This window comes from Streptomyces iconiensis, from assembly GCF_028657195.3.
In the GTDB taxonomy this organism is placed as follows: domain Bacteria; phylum Actinomycetota; class Actinomycetes; order Streptomycetales; family Streptomycetaceae; genus Streptomyces; species Streptomyces iconiensis.
Genome location: NZ_JANCPR020000084.1, coordinates 1 through 21,923, shown reverse-complemented (window position 1 = coordinate 21,923; position 21,923 = coordinate 1). Strand labels below are relative to the sequence as shown.

Genomic DNA, 21,923 nt, shown 5'->3' with positions numbered 1-21,923 from the left:
TACGTCCTCCGCAACGGCTGCCCCGTCGGTTCAAGCGTCGCTCGCGCTCGTAGCGGGGGTCCGGGGCTGGCTCCCGGCACCAGGGGCTGGCTCCCAGCACCAGGGGCGGGCCGTCAGCCGAAGACGAGCTTGACCGCCCAGTAGACGACGGCGGCAGCCGCAGCCGCGGCCGGCATGGTGATGAACCAGCCCATGATGATGTTCTTCGCGACACCCCAGCGCACCGCGCTGACCCGCTTGGTGGCGCCCACGCCCATGATCGCGGAAGTGATCACATGGGTGGTCGAGATGGGGGCGTGGAACATGAACGAGGCGGTGTACATCACGGAGGCCGCCGTGGTCTCGGCGGCGAAACCCTGCGGCGGGTCGAGTTCGATGATGCGGCGCCCGAGGGTCCGCATGATCCGCCAGCCGCCCGCGTACGTACCGAGCGACAGCATCGCGGCGCACGCGATCTTGACCCAGACCGGGATGTCGTTGTGGTCCTGGACCTCGGCGATGCTGAGGGCCATCACCACGACGCCCATGGTCTTCTGCGCGTCCTGGAGACCGTGTCCGAGCGCCATACCGGCGGCCGAGACGGTCTGCGCGATACGGAAGCCGCGCTTGGCGCGGTGCGGGTTGGACCTCTTGAAGAGCCAGAGGATGACGCACATCACCGCGTAACCGAGCAACAGCCCGATGATCGGCGAGATGAACATCGGCAGCACGATCTTTTCGAGCACCCCCGTCCAGTAGACGGCGATACCGCCCGCGAGCGCGGCGCCCACCATGCCGCCGAAGAGCGCATGGCTGGAGGAGGAGGGGAGCCCGAAGTACCAGGTGACGAGGTTCCAGACGATCGCCCCCACGAGCGCGGCGAACAGGATGCCCATGCCGCTGGACCCGTGCGGGGTCTGGATGAGCCCCTCACTGACGGTCTTGGCGACCCCGCTGCCGAGGAAGGCACCGGCGAGGTTCATCACGGCCGCCATGGCCAACGCGGCACGCGGGGTCAGCGCACGCGTGGAGACCGAGGTCGCGATGGCGTTCGCGGAGTCGTGGAAGCCGTTCGTATAGGTGAATCCGAGCGCGACCCCGACGGTCATGATCAGCGCGAAGGTGTCCACGGAGGGTCAGGACTCCTTGACCGCGATGGTCTCGATCGTGTTGGCCACGTGCTCGAAGGCGTCGGCCGCCTCTTCCAGCGCGTCCACGACCTGCTTGAGCTTCATGACCTCGATGGCGTCGTACTTGCCGTTGAACAGGTGCGCCAGAAGCTTGCGGTGGATCTGGTCGGCCTGGTTCTCCAGGCGGTTGACCTCGATCCAGTACTCGGTGAGGTTGGCCATGGTGCGCAGGTTCGGCATGGCCTCCGCCGTCAGCTCCGCGGCGCGCGACAGCACCTCGATCTGCTGCTCCACGCCCTTGGGCAACTCCTCGATCTGGTACAGCACGACGAGGTCGACGGCCTCCTCCATGAAGTCCATGATGTCGTCGAGGGAGGACGCCAGCTTGTAGATGTCCTCGCGGTCGAACGGCGTGATGAAGGAGGAGTTGAGCTGGTGGAAGATCGCGTGCGTCGCGTCGTCCCCCGCGTGCTCAGCGGCCCGCATTCGTTCAGCGATCTCGGCACGCGCGGAGGATTCTGCGCCGAGAAGTTCCATGAGGAGCTTCGAGCCGGTCACGATGTTGTCCGCGGAGGCCGCGAACATGTCGTAGAAGCTCGTCTCCCTTGGGGTCAGACGAAAGCGCACTGGGGATCCTCAGGGTGCATCGATGTCGGTCTCGTTGATGCTAGGCGCATCATCCGGCCACGGCGAACCGGCGTCCCCCAGTGTCACCCATGGAGGCCCGCCGCCAGAAGCGGGCTACGCAAAGTCCGGTATCATATACCCGCCAGGGGTATTAGTGCCCACGGTGGCAGCCCCCAACCCGCACGGGAGGACCCATGACGACGGCAGGAACCGGCGCCCCCGACACCGTGGCCGAAGCCACGTCGGAGTGCTGCTCGGCACACGCGGCGACCGGTGAGCACGGTTACAGCAAGGACAAGGAAGCCCACCTCAAGCGCCTGCGCCGGATCGAGGGCCAGATCCGCGGCCTCCAGCGGATGGTGGACGAGGACGTCTACTGCATCGACATACTCACTCAGGTCTCGGCCTCGACCAAGGCCCTCCAGTCCTTCGCGCTCCAGCTCCTGGAGGAGCATCTGCGCCACTGCGTCGCGCACGCGGCGCTCGACGGCGGCGCCGAGATGGACGCCAAGGTGGAGGAGGCGACCGCGGCCATCGCCCGCCTGATGCGGACCTGAGCGGCGTGGGTTCGCTGCGGTCCGGAGCGCCCGAAGGGGCGCGCGGGTCCCCGCGCCCGCCGGGCGCAACGGCGGAGCGCGCTCCGGATCAGCGGGACGGATGGGGCACGTCGTCCAGTTCGCCCGCGGCGCACCTGAGCACCTCGTCGATACGGTCCACGCTCAGCGGGCCCTCGGCTGAGGAAGCGGCGATCATCAGCTCCCCGCACAGCTCGATCTCGGCGAGGGCCACGTGGTCCTGGAAAAGGGCACGCCGCTGACCCCGTTCCCCATTACCGCCCTCGGACATCGACGCAGGCACACGTATCACCTCCTGTGCTCCTCATACCGAGCTTGTGAACTGTGAAGCGCCCCGGGAAGCGCCCGCGCCTCCGGAGCCCGGTTTCCCAGCGTAGGGAGTGCCACACCCTCCGCGCATGGCACTTCCGAACCATTTCGCATCGGGCCGCCCCACGTTACGGCGTCGCGATCCTGCCCGCGTAGATGTCGCGTGACGCGGGCATCACGACCCGCACGCGCGTGCCGAAAGCGTCGAGGACGGTGGTGGAGAGGACGGCGACCCCTTCGTCTCCACGCGTCGGGCCGGCGGCGAAAGTGAAGCGGTGCTGAACCTTCCGCAAACGCCCCTGCCCATCGAGATAGGCGTCAAACGGCACACCGTTCCCGGAAAACCCTTTCTCCGCCGCCCTCAACTGCCGTTGCGCGTGCGGCGGTGCCGCCACGGCCGCCGCCTCCATGTCCACGACGCCGCTGAAGTGCCACACCCGCTCCCCCCTCAGTTCCGTCACCCCCTCATACACGATGTGCCGTGCGCCTCGCAGCAGTTCGGCCGCACTGACCGGATCGGTGGCGCCACCCGTCACCAGGTTGCCGTCGGGAAGGGCGGAGGTGGCCACGCGCACCCACTTGTCGGGCGGGACACCGGCGCCGCGGTTCTTCATGTAGAGCGCACCGGGCGCGATCAGCTCCGTGACCGGGCGGCGCTCCCCCGGCCTGGCGCCCTCGGCACCGCGGGGCAGCGCGACCCTCAACTTGCCGGTGCGGCGCACGAAATCGAAGGAACCCCTGCCCTCGATCGTGACCCGGGTGCCGCCGCTGGTCGTCTCCATGGAGGTACGGACCCGCGAGCTGCCGGCCCGCCGCAGCGTGTCCGCCGCGCGCCTGACCGAGGCGGCGTCGGGCCGGGCCTTGTCGGGCTTGCCGTCGTTGGCCGCCGCACCGCCCTCGGAGCAGCCCGTCACGGTGAGAAGCGTCATGCCGACGGCGCCCGCGAGTACGGAGGCCGCGACCGCGCCGCCCCGTCCGTGCCACCGCACTGCCATCCCCTGCCGACCCCTCGCACCCGCGCCGAATTGGTCGGTTCAACGAGGGGCGAGGGCCCGCCGTCACGGGCCGAGTACGGTGGTCACGTGCGAGAAGTAGCGCCCGAACGCCAGGATGGAACGGCACCCGGCAGACACCTGACCTCCACCACGGAACGGGGCTCCTTCAGCAGCGCCTCCTGCGACTGCGGCTGGCGCGGCCCCGCCCGCCGAGCCAGGGACAGAGCCCGCGAGGACGCGAGAACCCACCTGGCCACGGAGCAATCCGGGGCCCATGAGGGCGGGCCTCATCAGGGGCGCGGGCTGGGGCTGTGCCTGGTATCCGGCTACGCGGCGCGGGCGCGGCAAGCCCAGCCGACCGGTGCAAACCGGCGACCACAACCCACCCGGACCCACGCGCAGTTGCGGGGGCACCCCGCGCGGCGCACCGCTCAGGCGGCGAGGTCGCGGTCCCGTCCGCGGCGTACGCCCGCCCGGCCCGGACGCCCGTCCGGGGACCCGGCGAGCCCGGACTGCCCGGGCTCCCCCGACCGCCCCGGGGCGGGGGTGTCGCCGTGCCACGGCCCGGCCCACAGCAGGGAGTCGAGCCGCGGCACGCGGGTCATGGCGCGTACGACGGGCGTGAGCGCCCACATCGCCCCCGGGGCGAGCAGCAGCGAAACGGCCGTACCGAGGGCGAGGCCGCCGATGACGTCGGTGGGGTAGTGAACGCCCATGTAGACGCGGCAGAAGCCCTCGGTGACGGCGAGCGCGATGGCGACGAGGCCGAACTTGCGGTGGACCATGAAGAGGCTGACGGCGATGGCCATGGTGAGCGTGGCGTGGTCGCTCACGAACGAGAAGTCCGTCTTGCCGTCGACCAGGACGTCCAGGCCCTTGTGGTCGAGGAAGGGCCTGCGTCGCTCCACGAAGCCGCGGATCGGGATGTTGACCACCAGCGCGAGCACGGCGGCCAGCGGCGCCCAGACCAGTCCGGCGAAGCCGGTGACGGCCTCGTCACGCGTCTCGCGCCTACGGGTCATCCCCCACCAGGCCCACAGGCCGAGGAGGGCGAGCCCGACGGCGATGCCGTACTCGCCGACGTACTCCATGATGCGGTCGGCCCAGCTGGGTGCGTCCTTGGCCAGGCCGTTGATCTCGTAGAGCAGCTCGACATCAGGGTTGTCCCAGAAAGACATCGCGGTGCGGCCCCTTCATTTCTGCTCTGTGTGCTCATCGCTGGATCTGCGCTGACGACCCCCCGTGGTCGTGTTGCGGAAGTTCCGTTCCGCAGAGAAAAACGCGCCGCGCCTGGTGAACCGTTCCGTTCTTACCGAACGATCACCAGGACGTTATCCAAGAGTGACCCATTCCCGCAGCTCAGGGCCTATGCCTCACAGAGTGTTAACCCGACCCCCGCCTCCCGGACGCTGCCCGGGACCGGGGGCGCCGGAGTCAGTCCCCCGTCGGGCGGGTGGCCCCGAAGTAGTTGGGGGTGTCGATCGGGTCGAACCGGATCTTCGCACCCGTGTAGGGCGCGTCGATCATGTGGCCGCCGCCGACATAGATGCCGACGTGGTCGATGGATCTCGGATCGTTCAGATCGGTGCCGAAGAAGACGAGATCGCCGGGCAGCAGCTCGTCGCGCTCGGGGTGCGGTCCGCTGTTCCACTGATCGTTCGCGACCCGCGGCAGCTCGATGTCGACCGAGGCGTACGCGGCCTTCGTCAGCCCCGAGCAGTCGAACCTGCCGCCCTGCTCCGGAGTGCCGTTGCCGCCCCACAGATAGGGCGTGCCCAGCTTCTTCTGCGCGTAGTAGATGGCGCCTGCCGCCTGCCTGGACGGATCCACGCGGCTCTTGCTGGAGGCGAAGCTCTGCTCCATCTTGCGGATGGTGGACACGTAGTTCTTCGTCTCGCTGTAGGGCGGGACCCCGCCGTACTTGATCACCGCGTACGCGCCCGCGTTGTACGCGGCCAGCATGTTCTCCGTGGCGTCGCCGGGTGCGTCCTCGACGTACTTCGCCAGCTTGCAGTCGTAACTCGCCGCCGACGGAATTGCATCCTCCGGATCCCATACGTCCGCCTTCCCGTCGCCATTCGCGTCGATGCCGTGGGTCGCCCAGGTTCCGGGGATGAACTGCGCTATGCCCTGCGCCTCCGCACCGCTCTGCGCGTCGGAACGCCAGCCGCTCTCCTGGTAGATCTGCGCGGCCAGCAGCGCGGGGTTGAGCGCGTCGCACTTGTTGCCCCACTTCTGCACCAGAGACGCGTACGCCGCCGGCACGGTGCCCTTGGCGAGGCTGACCGTTTTACCGCCCGCGCCTCCCGCGATGCCCGCGGCGGCCACATACGTACCCACCACGAGCAGCGCGACGAACAGGGAGAGCACACCCAGTCCGCCGCCGACGCCCAGCAGCCACAGCTTCTTTCCGCGCACTCCTCAACCCTCCCCCACAGCGCACCACTTCAGTGCCGAACCTCCGGAGCGGTCATCTTTTCAGCCAACGGGCCCCATCGGCACGCAGGCCGGCACGCAGGCCGGCCGGCACCCACGCTGCACCTCGCCGCCCCGCCACCGGTGGGCTCACGAGGGGCGCACGGAAGTACGAAAGGCAGGGACAGACGCTCCCACGGAGGGGCCCCGCGCATGCCGGAGCGTGAACACGTGTGCACTGATGTCACGTTGAGCACGGCGGCGAGGAGCGTTCAACAGGAGCACGTGGGTTCGGGCTGTTCCGCCGGAGCAGGCCGTCCCGGTTGTCGGCGGGCCGTGGCACAATCCGTCAGAGACAACCTTCGAACTACGGCGGTGAGTTCACCATGCTCCTGGCGGCTGACAAAGGCGATATCACCACCATCATCGGCGGAATCGCCCCGGACTGGGGCCCGTTCAGCGCTCTGGGTGGCGAAGCCCGCACGATGATCCAGGTGGTGATGGCTGTGGCCATCCTGCTCTGCCTCGGCATCGCGATCTGGGGCGCGGCCAAGCAGCGGATCGGTGCCACGGCGCTGCGGGACACCTTCAGCGCCGAACAGGGCAAGGGCCTGATCGTCGCCGGTCTCACCGGCGTGTTCATCATCGGCTCGCTCGGCACGCTCTTCACCATCGTCTACGGCATGGCGGTCTGACGCAGGCCCCAGCCGCCCCGTCCTTCACCCGAGGAGCCAGAGGTCCCATGGACATCGTCAACCCCGCCCTTGAGGACTACCTGCTGGCCCACTGCACACCTGCCGACGACCTCCTGCGCGACCTCGTCGAGGAGACCCACGCGGCGAGCCCCGGCACGAAGATGCAGATCTCGCACGACGAGGGCGAGTTCCTCTCGATGCTGGTGCGGCTGACGGGCGCGCGGTTCGCCGTCGAGGTCGGGGTCTTCACGGGATACTCCTCGATCTGCATCGCGCGCGGACTGCCGGCGGACGGGCGGCTGTTGGCCTGCGACGTGTCCGAGGAGTGGACGGCGATCGCGCGGCGGTACTGGAAGCGGGCAGGGCTCACCGACCGTATCGACCTGCGCCTCGCACCCGCGGCCGAGACGCTGCGCGCACTCCCCCAGGAGCCGGCCGTCGACTTCGCGTTCATCGACGCGGACAAGGTCGGCTACCCCACGTACTACGAGGAGCTGGTGCCGCGTATGCGTACCGGCGGCCTGATCGTCCTCGACAACGTCCTGCGCGAGGGACGCGTCATCGACCCGGCGGTACAGGACGCCGCTGACATCGCGATCCGGCAGACCAACGACACGATCACGGCGGACGACCGCGTCGAGTCCGTGATGCTGCCCGTGCGCGACGGCGTGACGCTGGTGCGGAAGCGCTGAGGATGACCGGCCGCCCCTCGTACGCTGAGGGGATGAGCGAGCACGAAGCGGTCTCCCGCTGGGCCCATCTCACCTGGATCCGCGCCACGGATGACCCGGACCCCGAGTCCGAGTGCATCGAGGTCGCGGCGGGCGAGGGCGAACTGGTCCATATCCGGCAGACGGACGATCCCGAGAACGTGGTCACGACGACACAGTCGAAGTGGCACGCGTTCGTACTGGGCGTACGCAACGACGAGTTCGACCACTTCGTGGACGACCTCGAAGCACGCGGCGGTGCGGGCGGCTAGCCGCCCACCCGCGGCCGGCACGGGGCCGCACACACGCGCGGGCGACAGCCGGCCTCAGTCGGCGACGAGCTGCTCCTGTGCGTGCGTCTGTCCCGTTCCGTACACCGCGACGCCGACGGCCAGGGACATCACGATGCCCATGATCAGCACCGGTTGGGGTGCGAAGACCGCGGCGAGTACGAGAACGGCGCACGCGGGGAAGACCCAGCGCAGGAGCGGGGTGCGCTGGTACGGGCGGAGTTGGAGGAACTCCACGCACAGCACGTACAGCGCCGTCGGCAGCCCGACAGCGGCGGCGGCCATCCGCGCGTCCAGTTCGTTCGTGGCCAGCGCCTGGTTCGCCGCGACCACCAGCCCGGGGCCCACGGCCGCCGCGCCCGCGAAGACGAGGACGTGCCCGTAGCCCCAGGCGAGCAGCGAGAGCAGCCGTTGGGAACGGTGTCTGACCAGGTCGTGCGCCGGCACGGAGAAGTACTGCCACCACATCGCGAACATGATCAGCAGCCCTCCGACGACCACGGCGGCCAGGTCGCCCAGCCGGGCCTGCCCCTCGCCGTCCAGCGCCTCCTGGATGCCGACCGTGGCCGCCGTGATGCTCTCTCCGAGGACGATGATCGTGAACAGGCCGTACCGCTCGCTGATGTGGTGCGCGTGCCAGGGGGTGAGGGAGTAGTGCTCCGCATAGGCAGGAACGGCCAGTTCCACGATCACGAGCAGCAGGAACCACCACAGCTGCCACCCGTCCGGCATGAACAGCCACGCGACCCATCCTGCCTCGGCGACCGTGATGCCCCCCGCGTAACGGAGCGCGGTGTGACGGCGTACAGAGTGCCGGGCCTGGTGCGCGGCCCGTAGCCACTGGGCGATGAGAGCCGTACGCATCACGGCGTAACCCAGGATCGGTACCGTGAAGTCGAGCCCGCTGAACGCGCGCGGCACCCCGGCAGCGAGCACCAGCACCCCCGCGATCTGCACCAGCGTCGCGCATCTGTACGGCACGTCGTCGGTGTCGTAGGCGGAGGCGAACCAGGTGAAGTTCATCCACGCCCACCAGATCGCGAAGAACGTGAACACGAAGCCCATGGCGCCCAAGCCGTAGTGCTCCTCGGTGACGGCGTGCTCCAGCTGCGTGCCGAGCTGTGCGATGGCCACCACGAAGCTGAGGTCGAACAGCAGCTCCAGCGGGGTCGCCGTGCGCCCCTCCTCCGAGCTGTCCCGGCCGCGCATGGGCCGGTACCACGAAGCCCGCCGCCCGCCGCTCTCGCTCATGCCCCCATTCCACGGGCGTACCGGCAGCGGCACGACCGCAGGGAGCCAGCCGGGTGAAGGGGCCGGGGGGTGGGGCGCGGGGCGGCATCGTGCGAGGCGGTGGGGCGTGGCTGCACCGCACGAGGCGAGGGGGCGGTGGGGCGAGCGACGGTGGGGCGGTGGGGCGCGGGATGGCACCGCGCGAACAATCAGACGAGTCGCATCATCACCGTGACGTACCGGCGGCCCGGTCAATAGGCACTGCGACGTGCCACCCCTCGTACCGACGAGAAACCGGGAGCAACCATGAACGTCAAAACCCTTGCCCGCTGGGCCACTTGTGCCCTGGCGCTCGCCGCCGCCACCGCGTTCGGGCCCGCCACGGCCCACGCGGACGAGAACCCGCGCAACTCGCACAACGGACCCCGGATCGGCCTGGTCAACGCGGGCCAGATCGACGACCCCGCCGAGGACGTGCTGGAGCACACGCTTCTGTTCGGCGACGACTTCGGCTGGGACTGACCCGACCCGACCCAACCCGCCCACGGCCGGGCCGAACGGGGCCCTCCCCTCGGCCCGGCCCGCACGGCCCGGATCCGGGTGCATCTGCGGCTCGGGCCCGGGTGGGCCCACCGCTTGTTCCCGGCGGGTCCACGGCTGGGGTCCGGGTCCGGACGGGCCCGCGGCTCGGGTCGCGTGGCAGCTCGGCGCCGTCCGCTACAGCTTGGCCGGGCCGAACGGGTCCTGCGCTGTCAGGAGCTGGTCGATGCGCGCTTTGTCCACCTTGTTCGTCACCTCCGTGGCCTCCTGCCGGTCCCGCACGCACTTGGCCAGCGTGAAGGCCGAAGAGACGACGAAGACCAGCCCGAGCGCCAGGAACCCGCGTTCCCACTGCCCGACCGGCAGCCGGACGATACCGATCAGCAGGGCGGCGAGCGCCAGCCCGAATGCCACCGCTGACTGCACGAAGAACGCGGCCGTCGTGGGCCTCTGAATGGTAGGAGTCGATTCGCTCATGTCCCCCAGCCTGCCGAGCACATGGCGTGTGCACATGGGTACGGGTACTCAATGTTCTTGCCGCGACCGCCCGTTCGGCCGCTCGAATATTTATCCACAGGTTGTGGACAAGCCTGGGCAGGACGCCACGGGAGCCCGCAGTACGAAGCCGTACGACGGTGGTGAAGTCGGCCGCATGAGCCTAACCTGACGCAATGTCAGGTAACGGGAACCAGACACACCGGACGAACTCCCCCACAGCCACCGCGGCTCCCGCAGCCGACGCCGCGACCCCTGCGGCGAACCCGGCCAGCGCGGCGAACCCGGCCAGCGCGGCGAGCCTGGTCACCACAGCCGGCGCAGCCGCCGCAGCAACCGCAAGCGCCAACATCGCCACCTTCTGGCACGGAGTGGACACCCACGACTGGGGCGCCGTCGCCTCCGTACTCGCCGAGGACTTCACCCGCGTCGGCATGCGTGCCAACGAGGAGGACACCTGCCGGGGACGCGACGCCTACCTGCGGTTCGTCTCGCGCGTCACGGGCCGTATGTACCACCACGAGCTGCGCGCCCGCCGCACCTTCCTCAGCGCCGACGCCCGGCACGCCCTGAACGAGGCCACCGAAACCATCCAGCCCGGCCCCGACGACACGCCCCTGACCATGTACTTCGCCAACGTCATGGCCCTGACCTCCGAGGGGCTCCTCTCCCGCCTCGACATCTACTGGAAGACCCCGGACCGCGTGCCGCCGGGCTGGATCACGGTGGAGGCGACGCTCGCTGAACCGTGAGCGGAACGGTCGTCCAGAACATCTCGAACGTCCAGACATCTGGGACACCCAGGACGCGCAGAACGCCCAGACCCAGAACTCATGGCCAGGCCCGGAGAACCCGGGGCCTGGCCACAGCTCGTTCCTGAGCGGTCACGAACCCTCCAACCTCCACCGGCGCTTGCCGTCGTCCGCCGCCGACCCTGCTCGACACGGCTCAGCGCCCAGGCGGTGACCGGAGAACGAGCCGGGCGGACCGCATGGTTCACTCAGAGGGTCACCCGGCCCTCAGACCCCCAGGCCAACTCCGTTCCCCACCCGCGGATCCGGAGCAGCCCGCATCGCGTCCCCGCATATACCGATGAGTGAACGCGTAGCGCGGGACCGCGCTGACCTGCTCCCTCGTACGACGTGGTTTCTGTGAACCCGTGCTACGCACGCGACGAAGGGGAAGGATGCACGGAGGCGCACCCCGCATACGGCGGCGATGCTTCCGTCCGCCTCCTCGCACTCGGCACATGACGGCGGCAGCGCGGCTAACGTCGTGTGAGGGGACAATGCTCGGACGGCAGTTGGGAAGACGAGTTGAGGTCGAGGAGGCCAGCCCGGCATGAGTGACGGCGGCGACTACGGGCATGGGCGCGATCCTGGGAGCCAGGGCGGTGCGGGGCGCCTCACCACCCGGACGCGGCTGCCCGGCTCGGAGGGCGGCGGCAGACCCCCGTCCCGGCCGGGACGCAGCCTCGTCACCGTCGTGGGCGTCGTCGTGCTGCTCATCGCCGCCATCGCCTTCGCCAACCGTGGCGACGACGGCGGCGACCCACGTGCCGACGAGGGGCGCAACGGGGGCGCACAGTCCCAACCCACCGCGCCCTCAGGCAAGAAGCCGGTCGACTCCGCGAAGACCCCCGCCACGGGCTTCCCCCACACCCGGCAGGGCGCCGAGAGCGCCGCGGCGAACTTCGCTGTCGCGCTGGTGTCCGCCGACATCATCAAGCCCGGAAAACGGGACGAGCTGATCCAGCAGATCTTCGCCCCCGGCAAGGTGGCTGAGATGCGGACCAAGATGGACAAGGCGTACTCCCCCAAGTTCCTCGACAACCTTGGCCTGGACGAGAACGGCGAGGCCAAGAACGGCATGACCTACGTCTCCCGTACCTCCCCGGTGGGCACCAAGACCCGCGCCTACAGCGGCTCCAAGGCGAAGCTGGACGTGTGGTGCACGGGAGTCTTCGGCACGGCCGGTGACAAGTCCACCAACCCCGTGACGAGCGACTGGTTCACGCTCCAGCTCGATCTCCGCTGGGAAGACGGGGACTGGAAGGTGCAGAGCTTCGCACAGAAAGAGGGCCCCGCCCCCGTGAACGGTGACAACAGGGCCTCCGGCGCCGACGAGATCGCCGACGCCGTGGACGAGTACGGAGGGTTCACGTATGCCCGCTAGCCCACGGCATCGCCTCGCCGCGATCGGAACCGCCCTCGCCGGGCTGCAAGCCGCGGCGCTGCTACTGGCCACGCGCGCGACGGCCGCGCCCAAGGAGGACTGCGACCTCGTCGTGGGCCCCGCCAAGGAGTACTGCGAGCAAGGCGACAAAGGCCCGGACTCCGGGCCGCCCTCGCAGAGTCCTGACGCGGCGCTCGACCCGTTGTCCTCGCTCGCGAAGGGCTGCGCGAAAGCGGCGTCCTGGACCGTGGACAAGCTCGCGGAGCTGGTGAACTCGACGACGAAGGTGGACTTCACCAACACGGAGTTCCTCCGCCAGTACGCGGTGGTGTTCGCCGCTTCGACGATCCTGACGCTGACCCTGTGGCTGCTGGCCGTCGCCAAGCGGGCGGTGCGCGGCGTGCCGTTCACGGAGGCGCTGACGGAGGCCATCGGCTTCCTGTGGCTGACGGTGCTGGCCTCGGCGTTCACGCCGCTCATCCTCTATACGGTCGTCTCCGCGACGGACGCGGTGACGGATGTCGTCGCTTCGGGCACATCCGGCAAGACCGACCAGTTCTTCGGCACGTTCTCGCAGGCCCTCAAGAAGGGCAACGACATCGGTGGCGGGCCGATCATGCTGATCGTCGTCTCGCTGGTCTCGGTGCTGGCCGCGGGCGTGCTGTATCTGGAACTGGTCGTCCGCGCTGCCCTGTTGTACGTGGGCGCGCTGCTCGGCACGGCGGTCTATGCCGGTCTTGTCGACAAGAATCTGTGGGGACATGTACGCCGCTGGGCGGGCATCATGATCGCCGTGATCCTCGTGAAACCCGTGATCGTGATCGTGCTCGGCCTCGCCGGCGCGCTGGCCAGCGGCGACGGGCCCGATGCCGTGTCGGCGATCGTGTCGGGCCTGGCCATCATCCTGCTGGCCATCTTCGCCAGCGCGATGATCTACCGCTTCGTGCCCGGTTTCGGTGACGACATCGTCAACCACCGCAACGCCATCCGCGATCCGTCGTCGCGCGCCGCAGCCGCCGTCGTCTCCTCGCCCGCAGCGCTCGTACGGCAGGGCATCAACACGCACGGCGGGCGGGGCGCGCAGACAGCGGCGAGCACGCCGTCGGCAGCCGCGAAGCCGTCGGGCAGCGCGGTCTCGGGCGGCATGGCGGCCCACAGCTCCCGCGGCAGCGGAGGCGGCGGGGGCGGAGGCGGAGGCGGCACACCGGCGCCGCCCCCGCAGAAGCAGCCGGCGGCGGCCCCCAGCACCGGCACTCCCCACGCGGCACGCCCGCCCCGCCAGAACCAGAACCGCCCCTCCGGAGGTGACCGCTGATGACGACCCCGTCCCACACGGCAGGGCCAGGACCGGCAGCGCCGCGCCGTACGTACATGATCGGCAGGGCGCGGCCCAACGCGATCGTCGGCAAGAACCGCGAGACGGGCGAGATCGGCCTGATCATCGTCGGCGCGTTCCTCGGGATGATGAGCGGCCTGGTCATCCCCGTACTCTCGCTGCGCATCCCGGCACTCATCGGCTTCCCCGTGATCGCGCTGGCCGCGATCTACGTGCCGTACAAGGGCCGTACGTTCTACAAGTGGTTCGAGATCAGGCGCTCGTTCAAGCGCCTGCACCGCAACGGCACGACGTACCGTTCCGAGGTGGCCGAGGCGGGCATCAACCTGGACGGCCGCGAGGTCGAGATCGGCCCGCCGCCCGGCGTCGGCCGGATCAACTGGCTGGCGGCGCCGTTCGGCCCCGACGAGATCGCGGTGCTGCTGCACGCGGACAGGCGTACGGTCACGGCGGCCATCGAGATCGAGGGCCCGGGCGTCGGGCTGCGCGACAGCGAGGACCAGGAGGCGCTGGTCGACCGCTTCGGCACGCTCCTCAAGCACGTGGCGAACGGCGACGGTTACGTCTCCCGCCTCCAGATGCTCGCCCGTACGCTCCCCGCCGACCCGGACGCGCACGCCAAGGACGTCTCGCAGCGCGGAGACGAGCGGTCGGCCGACTGGCTGCGCAAGTCCTACGACCAGCTCCAGTCGATGGTCTCCACCTCCAGCGAGCAGCACCGCGCGTATCTCGTCGCCTGTATGCACTACGGCCGCGAGCTGGCCACCGAGGGCGCCACGATCGCCAAGGCCGCACGCCGCTCGGCCGGCCGCAAGCTGTCCAAGGACGAGGGCCTGGCCATAGTGATGGCGCGCGAACTCACCGACATCTGCGCCCGCCTGGCCGAGGCGGACATCCGGGTACGGCAGCCGCTGGGCCAGGCACGGCTCTCCTCGCTGGTCCACTCCATGTACGACCCCGACCACGCGATCGACCACATTCAGGCCATGTCCAAGCGCAACGCGTGGCCCGCCGAACTGGACGCGAGGGAGCCGACCTACCTCCAGGCCAAGACCCGCGAGTCCACGACCCGCGCCCCCTGGTGCCACGCGACGGCGTGGGTGAAGGAGTGGCCGATGACGCCGGTGGGCGTCAACTTCCTCGCTCCGCTGCTGGTCCACACGCCGGACGTGATCCGTACGGTCGCGGTCGCGATGGATCTGGAGCCCACCGAACTGGCCATTGAGCGGATGCTGACGGAGAAGACCAACGACGAGGCGGAGGCGAGCCGCGCGGCGAAGATGAACCGTACGATCGACCCGCGTGACGTCGCCTCGCAGGGCCGCGTCGACCAGCGCGGCGAGGACCTGGCTTCAGGTGCGGCCGGGGTCAACCTCGTCGGCTACATCACGGTCTCCTCGCGCTCCCCCGAAGCCCTCGCGCGCGACAAGCGCACGATCAGGGCCTCGGCAGGCAAGAGCTATCTGAAGCTGGAGTGGTGCGACAGAGAACACCACCGCGCGTTCGTCAACACCCTTCCGTTCGCGACAGGGATCAGGCGCTGACGGCCCCACCAGGGACGGGCCCACCAGAACCGCACCCACGTTCCCCCACGTCTCCCACTCGTACGTCCCCCAGGTACGCATCCCCCAGGTACGCGCCCCCGCAGGTACGTCCCCCCACAGCCACAGGCACACGCACAGGCCCAGGCCGGAGGTAGCCGAAATGGCCGCGCTCGATCCGCTGTCCGCTCTCACCGAAGCCTTCACCGGCTTCCTCTTCGGCAAGACGGAGACGACCCGCCTGCCCGTCCGCACCTCGACGGGCCAGGCGCAGGCCGTCTACCTCCCCACGGCCGCGCCCGGCCTCGGCGACTCCGGCGTCATCATCGGCCGCGAGGTCTACAGCGGGAAGGGATACATCTACGACCCGTTCCAGCTGTACGGGCAGCAACTGCCGGCCCCCCACTGGCTGGTGCTCGGCGAGTCGGGCAACGGCAAGTCCGCGCTGGAGAAGACGTACGTACTGCGCCAACTGCGCTTCAAGGACCGCCAGGTCGTCGTGCTCGACGCACAGGGCGAGGACGGCGTCGGCGAGTGGAACCTGATCGCCGAGGAGATGGGCATAACGCCCATCCGACTCGACCCGACGGCCGCGCTGGACCAGGGCATCCGCCTCAATCCGCTCGACCCCGCCATCACCACGACGGGCCAGCTCGCGCTGCTGCGCACCATCATCGAGGTCGCTCTCGGGCACGGCCTGGACGAGCGTTCCGGCTTCGCGCTCAAGGTCGCGCACGCCTACGTCAACGCCACGACGACCGACCGGCAGCCGATCCTCACCGACATCGTCGACCAGCTGCGCCACCCCAAGCCGGAGGCGGCAGAGGCGATGAACGTCGCGCTGGACGACGTACGCGCATGGGGCCTGGACGTCGCACTCGTGCTCGACCGGCTCGTCGACGGCGACCTGCGCGGCATGTTCGACGGACCGACGACCGTCGGTATCGACCTGGACGCACCACTGATCGTCTTCGACCTCTCCCACATCGACCGCAACTCCATCGCGATGCCCATTCTGATGGCCATCGTCGGAGTCTGGCTCGAACACACCTGGATCAGGCCCGACCGGCGCAAGCGCATCTTCCTCGTCGAAGAGGCGTGGCACATCATCAACTCGCCCTTCGTGGCACAGCTGTTCCAGCGCCTGCTGAAGTTCGGGCGGCGACTGGGGCTCTCCTTCGTCGCCGTCGTCCACCACCTGTCCGACGTGGTTGACGGCGCCGCGGCGAGAGAGGCGGCTGCGATCCTCAAAATGGCCTCGACCAGGACCATCTACGCGCAGAAGGCCGACGAGGCGAGAGCCACCGGCAAGGTACTCGGGCTGCCGCGCTGGGCCGTTGAGATCATCCCGACGCTGTCACCCGGCATCGCCGTCTGGGACGTCAACGGCAACGTCCAGGTCGTCAAACACCTCATCACCGAGGCCGAACGCCCCCTCGTCTTCACCGACCGCGCGATGACCCAGACCCAGGCGGAGGCCGAAGCCGAGGCGGCCTCGTTCGAGGCCGCGCTGGCGGCCGACCTGGACGCGGAGACGGAGGCACGTGCCCTGGCGATGGAACGCTCGTCCACCTCGAACCCGACGGTGGCCTAGAGGCGACGGCCCCGTGGTCGGGATCTTGCCCCAACCTCACACCCCCGGTTGAATATCTGTGCCGATGTCCTACAGAGACCCGTACCCGCACCACCCGCACCGGCCGCAGCGCGCGGGAGGTGGGGGCGTCCCCGACGGCCTGCTCGTCGGCACGCTGGCCTTCCTTGTCGGGCTCAGCCTGTTCGCCTGGACGGCGACGGGCATCTCAGGGCTCTTCGCGCACGGCTCATGGCCGGACAACGTGTCGTTCGGCAGGACCCCGCTCGCGGTACGCGAACTGGTCACCGACCCGCACGACCTCGCCGGCGCCTGGGCGGACACCCCGCGCGAACAGCTCTCCGGATACGGGCTGTTCTGGGGCGTCTTCATCAGCCAGCTGATGGTCCTGATAGTCCTCACGATCTTCGTCATGGGCACCTTCACCCGCGCCCGCGCCGTACGCAGAGCCCGCCACCTCGCGCGCGAGCGGGAACGGGAAAGGGAAAGGGACCGAGAGCGGGAACGGGACCAGGAACCAGGGCGGGAACGGGACCGGGGACGCACACGTGAGCGGGAGGGCGAGGCCGGAGGGGCCGACGCCGAGCGCCATGGAGGCGCGCGTGCGCGCGAACATCCCACCGCCTCGCACCCGGACAGGACTATGGAAAGGCCGACGCTGCCCGAACAGCGCACCGGAGCCGAGCGGTTCACGCCGACCGCGCAGGCCGCCGGGGCCGACCCAGCCCTTCTCGGCGATCCGACCGATCCAGCCGTCCCCGCCGATCCGGCCGGACACCAGCGCCCCGTGTCGCTGTCCGCCGCCGCAACACCCGCACCCGGCAACCCGGTTGAGGCCGCACCGCCGATCGAGGCCGCAGCCCTGGTGGCCCGCGACTCCAGGGGCCAGGCACACGAGGACGGGATCACCCGCGTCCTGGAGTCCCCGGGCGCCGCGCTCGTCGCGTCCGCCTCGCCCGACCTGTGGGCCGCGACGAAGACCGCGCGCGCCAAGCTCGGGCCCGTACACCTCTTCGACCCCACGCACGCGTGCGACACCCCCGACCGCCTGCGCTGGTCCCCGCACCACGGCTGCGCCGACAGGGCAACGGCCGCAGCGCGTGCCACGGACCTGCTCGCGCCGTCGCGCTCCCCCCGCCCCATCGACGCGACCACCCACACCACGGCCGAGACGATGCTGCGCTGCTGGCTGCACGCCGCCGCCCTGGAGGGCCGCCCGTTCCGCGAGGTCCACCGCTGGGCCCTGGCAACGGCCCCCGCGACCGATCCCGTACGGACGCTGCGCGCGCACCCCAAGGCGACCTCGGGAGCAGCGGGCGAGCTGGAGTCGGTCCTCGCCGGGCACCCCCAACTACGCGCCGACGCCGTCGCGTTGATCCGCCGCGCACTGGCGCCCCTCGGCAGCCTCCACGTACGCAACGCGTGCTCGGCCGAGCGGGCCGACCGCATCGCGCTGGAATCCTTCATCGCCGAAACGGGCACGCTCTATGTAGTGGGCGAGGATCCGGACGTCCTTCCGCTCCTCAACGCGCTCACCCAGAGCGTGGTCGAGCACGGCCGCCGCATGGCCGTACGGTCATCTGCCGGTCGGCTCGACCCACCACTCACCTCGGTCATCGACCTGCAACCAGCTCGCTGACGCCCCCACCCGGCCCCACCGGGCACCACAACGCCCCACTCGCCGGGCCCCGCCTCCAGCCGGTCCGGGCGCCCCGCCTCCGGGCCGGACGAGCACCCCCGCCCGTATGCCGTCCGGACACCCGGCCGCTCCGCCAAGCACCCCGCCACACTCCGCAGGGCGCCCGCCCCCTCCCGTCCGGCACCCGCCCCACTCCGTCCGGACCTCCGTCGCACCCACGCGGCACCCCGCTTCCATGGCGTCCGGCACCCCGCTTCCCCGTCCCACACCCATCCCTCACAATGACCGCCATGCCCCCCAGCAGCCCCACAGACAACACCGGTGAGGCCCCGGTCCCCCACCCCGAAGCGGGTGAGAGCGACGCCGCGCTCACCGCGTCCCTCCGTGACGGCGGCGCCCCCGCCGCCGAGGCCGCTCTCGCCGAGCTGTACCGGCGCCACCGCGCTCCCGTCCTCGCGTACGCGCGTACCTGCTGCCGGGATCCGCACACGGCGGAAGACCTCACCTCCGAGGCGTTCACGCGCACGCTCCAGGCCATTCGCACGGGCGGCGGGCCCCGCGAGGCATGGCGGCCGTACCTGCTGACGACCGTCCGGCGCACCGCAGCCGCCTGGGCCGACACCGAGCGCCGCACCGAGCTGTCCCCCGACTTCGAACGCTGGCTCGACCAGGCGCCCACAGCCGAGAGCAGCGAGGACCGCATGCTGCGCGCGGAGGACGCGCACCTCGTCCTCCGCGCCTTCCGCTCGCTCCCCGAACGCTGGCAGACGGCGCTGTGGCACTCGGCTGTCGAGAACGAATCCGCGCCCCGAATCGCCACACTGCTCGGCATCAGCCCCGGTGGCCTCTCCTCCCTCACGGCCCGCGCCCGCGAGGGCCTGCGCGAGGCGTACCTGACCGCACACACCGACCGTGTGCACACCACGGGCTTCGAGGAATGCCGCCGCTATACGGGCCTGTTGGCCGCCTCCGTACGCCGTACGGGCCGCCGTACGAACCGGGACCTCGAACGCCACCTCGCCGACTGCCCCACCTGCCAGGCCGCCCGCCTCGAACTCACCGAACTGAACGCCGGCCTCCGCACCGTCCTCCCCACCGCCGTCCTCCTCTGGGCAGCCACCGCCTACCTCACGCGAGCCACAGCGGGCGCGGGGGCAACAGCGGGCATGGGAGCCACAGCGGGCATGGGCGCAGCAGGAGGGGCGGGCAGCGCGGGAGGAGCCGCCGCGGGAGGAACGGGGAGTGCGGGAGCCGCCGCGGGCACAGGAGCCGCAGCAACCGGGGCCGGCATCGCAACGGGCACCAAGATCGCCACCTCTGTCGGCGCCTCCGTACTCGCCCTCGCCATCGGCGGCTTCGCCCTCTCCCCGCACGACCCGGACTCCGGCCCTGACCCCGATGGCCCACCCCGCGCCGCCCCCACGCCCTCCTCCACACACACCGACCCGACTCCCCGCGAGCCGACACCGAAGAACAGCCCCACCCGTTCACGCAAACCCACCCCCACCCCCAGCACTTCGGCAGCCTCGCCGCGCACCAGGCCCCCCGGCCCGCCCGCCGACGCACGTACCCGCCTGCGTATCGCGTCCACAGGGCTGTGCATGGACATCGCCCCCAGCGTGGGCGCCGCACCCCGCGAGACGGGCTGCACAGGCGCCCGCTCCCAGCAGTGGGACCTACTCCTCGACCGGCCGGCCCAGGAGGCCCGGATACGCAACCGCGCCACCGGCCTCTGCCTCGCCCACACGGGCACCGAGGCCGACGGCGCTCCCGTGCGTCAGCGCTCCTGCGGCTCCGAGGCCCACACGGCCCGCACCGCACGCTGGACGTACTTCCCCGACGGCGGCACCGTCGCCTTCGCGCAGAAGGGCTCAGCCCTCCACTTCCTCGGCCTCGACGACTGGCACGAGGCCGAGCAGGGCCAGTCCCACGCCGCCACCATCGGCACCACGCCGAACTACTACAACACCAAGTCCCTCCGCTTCCGCTACGACGGCACCACGTTCTCCGGCTGACCACCCACCCCACGGACGAAAAAAGAGGGCCCGGCCACCGGCCGGACCCTCACCCCCGTACCGCCAACGGCGGCTAGCTCACGCCTGCTTCATCCGGAATGTCGATGCCCCGCCCACCTTCACCGGGTCGCCCCCGGAACGGTGCACCACCTGGTACGCGTCGAGTCCGTCACCCTGGTTGGCGCTCATCCACCAGTGCTGTGCGGCCTTCCCCGCCTCGCACTTCGCCAGCCTGATACCGCCCTTGCCCTTCTCCAGGCACTCGGCGCCGAGCTTCAGCTTGTAGTAGCCACGCCCGCCGATGCTCCGCACCCAGGTCTGCTCACCACTGCCGCACGCGGCCAGCTTCACGCCGCCGGAAGCGCCCTTGGTGACGCACTTTCCGCTGTCCACATCCGCGAGCCGCGTCGCCACGGGCTTCGCGGGCCGATTCTTCATCAGATACGGGCTGCGCGCGACGTTCTCCTTGGGATGCGCCGCCAGATAGCTGCCCTTGGCCGGCCGCGGGTGGAAGTAGTGGAAGTCGTCCAGCCCACAGTCCAGAACGGACCCGGAACGCGGCCCATCGCAGCGCGGTGTCTTGTCGTAACCCCGGCAAATGGGGTCGTTCCCCTGGGACTTGTCCTCATCGCAGTGGGTCACGCCGAAGTTGTGCACCATTTCGTGCGTCAGCGCACTCTCACCCGCGCAGCCCCAGGACACCTCGGCCCAACCGCTGTGCATGTCGGCCCGCGACTCCGGCCCCGGCGCCCCGGCGGTGCCACAACCGTCGGGCTTTCCTGTGTCGTAGAAGAACAGCTTCCTGTGCGTGCTGTCCCACTTCTCGAACTTCGCCTCGCTGCCGAGCCTCTTGGTGACCGCCTTCTTCACCGCGGCGCTCGCCGCGTCCCGCGCGTCGCCCATCGAGTGCTCTTCGGCGAGCCCGGCCACGGACACGGTCAGCACCTCGGGCTGGCACTTCTCATCCTGTACGACCCGCGGGCGACGGCTGTCGTCAAAACCCGCATACCGCTTGGCACTTGCCTCAAAGGTCTGGTCGATGTCCCACATGACCCGCTGCACGATCTGCGGCCCGCTCTTCCGCGGTCCAGCGCCCTCACGGTGCACATAGACGGGCTGATAACGCCCCTTGCCGTCACCGTCCTCGCCGTCGTCACACGCGACTGCCCCGACCGGGTCGGTCTTCACCTGCGCCGCCGCCTGGGCCGACGACTGCTGAGCGGCCTCGTCGGCCCACCCGGGCATTCCCATGGCACTCCACACGAGGGCAACGGCAACCGCCGCGGCCCCGCCGGGAACCACGAACTTCCAGCACTTCGCCCGGTGTTCTCCTCCGGAGCGCACTCGCTTCGAATTCACAAAGCCTCCTGTTGTGGGGGTACACACAGAAAGAGCGCGCTACCGGCCCCTCGTCCCGGAGGTTTACCGACCCGTTATCGAACTACGCCACACACAGGAATGTTCACCAACAGTAACTACAAATGAACGCAAGAAAGCCCCGTTGGGGTTTCCCAACGGGGCTTTCTCCACAAAGAGTTCGGCGGTGTCCTACTCTCCCACACGCTCCCGCATGCAGTACCATCGGCGCTGAAAGGCTTAGCTTCCGGGTTCGGAATGAGACCGGGCGTTTCCCTCA

At 70.0% G+C, this 21,923-nt stretch carries 21 protein-coding genes and 1 rRNA gene; 12 read left to right on the top strand and 10 right to left on the bottom strand.

Annotated features, from left to right (window positions below):
- Positions 1–113: 113 nt before the first annotated feature.
- Positions 114–1,109 carry an inorganic phosphate transporter gene (locus tag NMN56_RS41705; protein WP_274044832.1) on the bottom strand — a complete coding sequence of 332 codons (996 nt, stop codon included), beginning with the start codon at positions 1,107–1,109 and terminating at the stop codon, positions 114–116.
- A 6-nt stretch (positions 1,110–1,115) separates the two neighbouring features.
- Positions 1,116–1,736 carry a DUF47 domain-containing protein gene (locus tag NMN56_RS41700; protein WP_274044831.1) on the bottom strand — a complete coding sequence of 207 codons (621 nt, stop codon included), beginning with the start codon at positions 1,734–1,736 and terminating at the stop codon, positions 1,116–1,118.
- Positions 1,737–1,930: 194 nt separating this feature from the next.
- Between NMN56_RS41700 and NMN56_RS41695 the strand changes: the two genes are divergently transcribed.
- Positions 1,931–2,293, top strand: coding sequence for a metal-sensitive transcriptional regulator (locus tag NMN56_RS41695; RefSeq protein ID WP_274044830.1), 363 nt, complete (start codon positions 1,931–1,933; stop codon positions 2,291–2,293).
- Between the two features lie 88 nt (positions 2,294–2,381).
- Here the strand turns inward: NMN56_RS41695 and NMN56_RS41690 are convergent, their stop codons facing one another.
- The 4 genes from NMN56_RS41690 to NMN56_RS41675 form a co-directional block, all read right to left on the bottom strand.
- Complete coding sequence (locus NMN56_RS41690) at positions 2,382–2,582, bottom strand: hypothetical protein (protein ID WP_274045054.1); 201 nt, start codon at positions 2,580–2,582, stop codon at positions 2,382–2,384.
- Positions 2,583–2,748: 166 nt separating this feature from the next.
- Positions 2,749–3,615 (bottom strand): SCO4651 family lipoprotein, encoded by an 867-nt coding sequence (locus tag NMN56_RS41685; protein WP_274044829.1) that lies wholly within the window; start codon positions 3,613–3,615, stop codon positions 2,749–2,751.
- 431 nt (positions 3,616–4,046) lie between these two features.
- The gene (locus NMN56_RS41680) at positions 4,047–4,793 is read right to left on the bottom strand and encodes a phosphatase PAP2 family protein (protein ID WP_274044828.1); all 747 of its coding nucleotides are present in this window, start codon (positions 4,791–4,793) and stop codon (positions 4,047–4,049) included.
- Positions 4,794–5,049: 256 nt separating this feature from the next.
- Complete coding sequence (locus tag NMN56_RS41675) at positions 5,050–6,033, bottom strand: C40 family peptidase (RefSeq protein ID WP_274044827.1); 984 nt, start codon at positions 6,031–6,033, stop codon at positions 5,050–5,052.
- 383 nt (positions 6,034–6,416) lie between these two features.
- Here NMN56_RS41675 and NMN56_RS41670 point away from each other — a divergent pair, with 383 nt between their 5' ends.
- Genes NMN56_RS41670 through NMN56_RS41660 form a run of 3 tightly spaced genes read left to right on the top strand, consistent with a single transcriptional unit; the run spans position 6,417 to position 7,707 of the window.
- Positions 6,417–6,725 (top strand): hypothetical protein, encoded by a 309-nt coding sequence (locus NMN56_RS41670; RefSeq protein ID WP_274044826.1) that lies wholly within the window; start codon positions 6,417–6,419, stop codon positions 6,723–6,725.
- Positions 6,726–6,772: 47 nt separating this feature from the next.
- A complete protein-coding gene (locus tag NMN56_RS41665) occupies positions 6,773–7,417 on the top strand; it encodes an O-methyltransferase (RefSeq protein ID WP_274044825.1) in 645 nt (214 codons plus the stop codon).
- Positions 7,418–7,449: 32 nt separating this feature from the next.
- A complete protein-coding gene (locus NMN56_RS41660; RefSeq protein WP_274044824.1) occupies positions 7,450–7,707 on the top strand; it encodes a DUF397 domain-containing protein in 258 nt (85 codons plus the stop codon).
- 54 nt (positions 7,708–7,761) lie between these two features.
- Here the strand turns inward: NMN56_RS41660 and NMN56_RS41655 are convergent, their stop codons facing one another.
- A complete protein-coding gene (locus NMN56_RS41655; RefSeq protein ID WP_274044823.1) occupies positions 7,762–8,976 on the bottom strand; it encodes a low temperature requirement protein A in 1,215 nt (404 codons plus the stop codon).
- A gap of 285 nt (positions 8,977–9,261) precedes the next feature.
- Between NMN56_RS41655 and NMN56_RS41650 the strand changes: the two genes are divergently transcribed.
- The gene (locus tag NMN56_RS41650; RefSeq protein WP_274044822.1) at positions 9,262–9,477 is read left to right on the top strand and encodes a hypothetical protein; all 216 of its coding nucleotides are present in this window, start codon (positions 9,262–9,264) and stop codon (positions 9,475–9,477) included.
- A 195-nt stretch (positions 9,478–9,672) separates the two neighbouring features.
- Here the strand turns inward: NMN56_RS41650 and NMN56_RS41645 are convergent, their stop codons facing one another.
- The gene (locus tag NMN56_RS41645) at positions 9,673–9,972 is read right to left on the bottom strand and encodes a YiaA/YiaB family inner membrane protein (protein WP_274044821.1); all 300 of its coding nucleotides are present in this window, start codon (positions 9,970–9,972) and stop codon (positions 9,673–9,675) included.
- Positions 9,973–10,166: 194 nt separating this feature from the next.
- Between NMN56_RS41645 and NMN56_RS41640 the strand changes: the two genes are divergently transcribed.
- The 7 genes from NMN56_RS41640 (at position 10,167) to NMN56_RS41610 (ending at position 20,287) form a co-directional block, all read left to right on the top strand.
- Positions 10,167–10,742 (top strand): nuclear transport factor 2 family protein, encoded by a 576-nt coding sequence (locus tag NMN56_RS41640; RefSeq protein ID WP_274044820.1) that lies wholly within the window; start codon positions 10,167–10,169, stop codon positions 10,740–10,742.
- Between the two features lie 589 nt (positions 10,743–11,331).
- Complete coding sequence (locus tag NMN56_RS41635) at positions 11,332–12,165, top strand: DUF8175 domain-containg protein (protein ID WP_274044818.1); 834 nt, start codon at positions 11,332–11,334, stop codon at positions 12,163–12,165.
- A complete protein-coding gene (locus tag NMN56_RS41630; protein WP_274044817.1) occupies positions 12,155–13,480 on the top strand; it encodes a hypothetical protein in 1,326 nt (441 codons plus the stop codon). Before NMN56_RS41635 ends, NMN56_RS41630 begins: the two co-directional genes overlap by 11 nt.
- Positions 13,480–15,045 carry an SCO6880 family protein gene (locus tag NMN56_RS41625; RefSeq protein WP_274044816.1) on the top strand — a complete coding sequence of 522 codons (1,566 nt, stop codon included), beginning with the start codon at positions 13,480–13,482 and terminating at the stop codon, positions 15,043–15,045. The genes NMN56_RS41630 and NMN56_RS41625 overlap by 1 nt, the downstream gene beginning before the upstream one ends.
- A gap of 160 nt (positions 15,046–15,205) precedes the next feature.
- Positions 15,206–16,636, top strand: coding sequence for an ATP-binding protein (locus tag NMN56_RS41620; RefSeq protein ID WP_274044815.1), 1,431 nt, complete (start codon positions 15,206–15,208; stop codon positions 16,634–16,636).
- A gap of 64 nt (positions 16,637–16,700) precedes the next feature.
- Entirely contained in the window at positions 16,701–18,272 is a 1,572-nt protein-coding gene (locus NMN56_RS41615; RefSeq protein ID WP_274044814.1) for a hypothetical protein, read from the top strand.
- A 290-nt stretch (positions 18,273–18,562) separates the two neighbouring features.
- Positions 18,563–20,287 carry a sigma-70 family RNA polymerase sigma factor gene (locus NMN56_RS41610; protein WP_274044813.1) on the top strand — a complete coding sequence of 575 codons (1,725 nt, stop codon included), beginning with the start codon at positions 18,563–18,565 and terminating at the stop codon, positions 20,285–20,287.
- A gap of 78 nt (positions 20,288–20,365) precedes the next feature.
- Here the strand turns inward: NMN56_RS41610 and NMN56_RS41605 are convergent, their stop codons facing one another.
- Positions 20,366–21,538: a ricin-type beta-trefoil lectin domain protein gene (locus tag NMN56_RS41605; protein ID WP_280842823.1), complete on the bottom strand. Its 1,173-nt coding sequence runs from the start codon at positions 21,536–21,538 to the stop codon at positions 20,366–20,368.
- A 284-nt stretch (positions 21,539–21,822) separates the two neighbouring features.
- Positions 21,823–21,923: ribosomal RNA gene (gene rrf / locus NMN56_RS41600) — 5S ribosomal RNA — on the bottom strand; the annotation flags it as partial.

Coding starts and splice junctions, on each gene's coding strand:
- NMN56_RS41695 (WP_274044830.1), top strand. CDS start 1,931: ATGACGACGGCAGGAACCGGCGCCCCCGACACCGTGGCCGAAGCCACG.
- NMN56_RS41690 (WP_274045054.1), bottom strand. CDS start 2,582: ATGTCCGAGGGCGGTAATGGGGAACGGGGTCAGCGGCGTGCCCTTTTC.
- NMN56_RS41685 (WP_274044829.1), bottom strand. CDS start 3,615: ATGGCAGTGCGGTGGCACGGACGGGGCGGCGCGGTCGCGGCCTCCGTA.
- NMN56_RS41680 (WP_274044828.1), bottom strand. CDS start 4,793: ATGTCTTTCTGGGACAACCCTGATGTCGAGCTGCTCTACGAGATCAAC.
- NMN56_RS41670 (WP_274044826.1), top strand. CDS start 6,417: ATGCTCCTGGCGGCTGACAAAGGCGATATCACCACCATCATCGGCGGA.
- NMN56_RS41665 (WP_274044825.1), top strand. CDS start 6,773: ATGGACATCGTCAACCCCGCCCTTGAGGACTACCTGCTGGCCCACTGC.
- NMN56_RS41660 (WP_274044824.1), top strand. CDS start 7,450: ATGAGCGAGCACGAAGCGGTCTCCCGCTGGGCCCATCTCACCTGGATC.
- NMN56_RS41655 (WP_274044823.1), bottom strand. CDS start 8,976: ATGAGCGAGAGCGGCGGGCGGCGGGCTTCGTGGTACCGGCCCATGCGC.
- NMN56_RS41650 (WP_274044822.1), top strand. CDS start 9,262: ATGAACGTCAAAACCCTTGCCCGCTGGGCCACTTGTGCCCTGGCGCTC.
- NMN56_RS41645 (WP_274044821.1), bottom strand. CDS start 9,972: ATGAGCGAATCGACTCCTACCATTCAGAGGCCCACGACGGCCGCGTTC.
- NMN56_RS41640 (WP_274044820.1), top strand. CDS start 10,167: ATGTCAGGTAACGGGAACCAGACACACCGGACGAACTCCCCCACAGCC.
- NMN56_RS41635 (WP_274044818.1), top strand. CDS start 11,332: ATGAGTGACGGCGGCGACTACGGGCATGGGCGCGATCCTGGGAGCCAG.
- NMN56_RS41630 (WP_274044817.1), top strand. CDS start 12,155: ATGCCCGCTAGCCCACGGCATCGCCTCGCCGCGATCGGAACCGCCCTC.
- NMN56_RS41625 (WP_274044816.1), top strand. CDS start 13,480: ATGACGACCCCGTCCCACACGGCAGGGCCAGGACCGGCAGCGCCGCGC.
- NMN56_RS41620 (WP_274044815.1), top strand. CDS start 15,206: ATGGCCGCGCTCGATCCGCTGTCCGCTCTCACCGAAGCCTTCACCGGC.
- NMN56_RS41615 (WP_274044814.1), top strand. CDS start 16,701: ATGTCCTACAGAGACCCGTACCCGCACCACCCGCACCGGCCGCAGCGC.
- NMN56_RS41610 (WP_274044813.1), top strand. CDS start 18,563: ATGCCCCCCAGCAGCCCCACAGACAACACCGGTGAGGCCCCGGTCCCC.
- NMN56_RS41605 (WP_280842823.1), bottom strand. CDS start 21,538: ATGGGAATGCCCGGGTGGGCCGACGAGGCCGCTCAGCAGTCGTCGGCC.